The following is a 3073-nucleotide window of genomic DNA, read 5'->3' as shown; positions in this document are numbered from 1 at the left end:
ACTGAACTTCGTACCCTCGGGCAGCTTGTCGTCACCCGTCTGGGGAACCTTCACGCTCTGGCCAGGCTTGCCCTGACCCGGCTTATACGAAGGATCATGGGTCTCAGCAGCGGTCGGCACGTTCTTGACCGTGACCTTGACGGCCTTCTCCTCGGCGGTGCCATCAGGATAGGTCACCTTCACGGTCACCGTGTAATCGGTATCCTTGTCCACCTGAGGGGCGGTACCGGAGATGGCGCCGGTCTGCTGATCGATCGTGAGACCGGTCAGGCCGCCATCCTTGGCCACCCCGAACTTCGTGCCTTCCGGCACTGCGGGATCGGACACCGGAGCGGCGATCCGGATCGGATCGCCCTCGTTCACAGCCACGTCCTTGTATGCGGGATCGTAGACGTTCCTGTCCTCCTTGTTGGCCACGACGAAGTGCGCCATGGCCCCGGTGGAGGTCTTGTCGGTGAACGTGGCCACGACGGGGACATCGATCTTGGTGCCAGGCTTGGCATCAGCGGGAGCGATGACAGTCACCACACCGGTCGCCTTATCGATGGAGACCTTGTAGCCCTCTGGAGCAGTGTAGGTCCCAGGAATGCTGAACGGTTCATTCGCTGCTAACTTTGGATCGAGTTGATCGGCAGGAATGCGCTCTTGCTCATCTGTAGTGGTCAGGTCGAAGCCCTTTACATCAGACGTTCCGGTAGAACCTGCCTTCACACTCACATCGTCATATACAGGTCGAGAACCAACAATAACGGTATACGTATCTACACCAAACGATGTACCACGAGTTCCTGTTTCTGCGTTAACTGGATACAACGTAGCCGTAAAGTTCGTTGTCTTCGTCAATCCCAAACCAGCAGTCTTGAGTGGGAAGGAAGGAATAGTACCGTCAGCGTTTGCAGCTACAACTGGCCCGGTTGCTACAACCTTACCTGTAGAAGTATCGGTCCATTCAATCTGGTACTTCACACCGCCTGCGAATTGGTTTGGCAAACCGGAAGTTTCAGTTTCTGCAATATCTCCAGGAACACCAGAATTGAGGATACCCTTACCGTCGGTTACGCGGAAGTTCACGTAATCTGGATACACAGCCAAAATGATACCGTCGGCCTCATTCCAGTTGAAGTTGTTCTGCCAGGTTGCCAGCAGTCCGTTGTACTGACCGAGGCCCATGTAGCCGTTGGTCATCCATGGCGTACCGAAAGCAACACCCGGCTTCATGTCGGTGGATACGAACAACCAATCGCGGTTAATATGCTTGGAAATATTTCCGCCAAGCATAGCGGCATCTCCTGCGGAGGTGGACCAGCGGTCAATGCTCGGAGACTCCGCGATCTTGTGGTACGCGTTGTTCACCTTGTCGATGTTGGCCTTAATTAAAGGCATAGTGCCTGGATTGTTCCATGTGGCGCCATACGTGCCCTTGAACTGGATGTTGAACAATCCATCGCCCCCCACCTTGGCGGAGGCGGTTTCAGCAATCCACTTGTCTTGGCCTTCCTTCGCCATCTGCACGCGGATCCAGTCCTGGAGGCGGGCCTCATTGTCGATGGTCCAGCCAGCACCGCGGACGGTCTTGGCAGAAGAGCCAAAAGTAGAGGTTGGCTCGGCGTAAATCTTCTCCAGCGCGTAGTCGGAGAGATACGAGGCGTATACCGTCACGTCTTCAGCAGCAGCATCAATACCCTTATCGAAGTAGTACTTAGGGAAGGCTGCACCACTAGACCAACCCTGAGCACCAGCAGCTTTAACCAGCTCCCAGTGCACATCACCACGAACCATGCCGAGCTTGAACGCAGGAACATTCTCCTCGACGTTCTTGAGATTGTGCATGACCTCGTTCTCGGGCTTGAGACCGTAACGAATGTTCACATGATCAAGACGGTCCGGTCCAACGCCATCACCAATCTCAGCATCGTATGCATAATCGCGTGGACCCCAGCTACCGTTGTAGTAATTCGACAACTGAGTGAGGTGATCCTTATCAGGATTATCCGCCCAAATACGCCACTTCTCACCCTGAGGAAGATTTGGATCTGCATCGAAGGTGTAGGTCTTACCAGTTTCCGTGGTAAAATCCTTCATCTTAATAGCATATTCGCCTGATGCGTTCGTTGTGGTCGTGTAGATCGGGGAGACCGATCCATCCTTCTCCATCCACTGGGCGTACACGCGCACGCCCTGCATGGGAATGGGCGGGAAACCGGCGTCGTTCAGATGCACCTTGTAGTTGCCGTAACGCTGCACATACACCTGGCCGGTGATCGTCTTGGTGCCGTCAACACTCGACGGCGACTCGATGGCATCCTTGTACCTGCTCGCCTGATCCGTATAGGTGTATCGCTGCTGACCGCTGCCGGTCTGATACACGCCATCCTGATTGAAGCCGGGATAGCTCACTCCGGCCTCCGCAGGAGTGGAGGCGATTGCCAGGTGTCCGGTCACGCCGAAACCCGTGGCGAGCAGAGCCATCGCTCCGACCGCTGCTACGAGCTTGCGCCGAAACGTTCGCCCCCCCCCCCGCGGACATGTTGTGTGAGAGTGTCATAAACCTTCCTCTCATGGTATTGATCCTTTCAGTATTGGGCGCTGATATCGACCACACATGCCCCCCCCCCAGAAAAAACGGACAGTACATGCGTAAACGTCAATAACGCCTCATTTGTCATACTACACTTGTTCTCCGAAACGCTGCAAGCCGATGTTCTTGCCGCGTGATTTCAGCAACTCACAAGACGGTTATTCGCTGTTTGTGGTGGGTGATGGTCAGGCGGCGGTGACGGCTTTGAGGTCGAGCTTGCCGCAGGTCAGGTAGATCATGGTGGCGAAGTAGTCCATGTTGCGGAAGCCGCGGGCCGGTCTCTTCACGTTCCGGATGACGCTGTCGACGCCCTCGAGGATGGCGTTGGCGTACGGGTGCTCGAAGTATGCGACAACCCCGGCGAAGTGGCGGCGGATCAGACGGGCGGGCTCCTTCACGGGTTCGAGCCTCGAGCGCATCATCCACGAGCACAGGCGGTATAGCCCGACCCATGCCCCGGCGGGCGGGCGGCTGTCCATGCAGATGCCCTGCAGG

Annotated in this window: 2 protein-coding genes; both read right to left on the bottom strand. The window is 56.2% G+C overall.

Annotated elements, in window-relative coordinates:
• A partial coding sequence (locus ACEUKI_RS10680) for a YPDG domain-containing protein (protein ID WP_374156882.1) occupies window positions 1–2469 on the bottom strand: 2469 nt, incomplete at its 3' end.
• A 294-nt stretch (window positions 2470–2763) separates the two neighbouring features.
• Window positions 2764–3073 (bottom strand): transposase (locus tag ACEUKI_RS10675; RefSeq protein WP_144169530.1); only part of this gene is annotated, 310 nt, incomplete at its 5' end.

Origin of the sequence: Bifidobacterium sp. 2450, from assembly GCF_041900695.1 — a bacterium.
GTDB classification, from domain to species: Bacteria; Actinomycetota; Actinomycetes; order Actinomycetales; family Bifidobacteriaceae; genus Bifidobacterium; species Bifidobacterium longum.
Note: the sequence above shows the minus strand (reverse complement) of the source record. Positions and strands in the feature narration are given on the sequence as shown.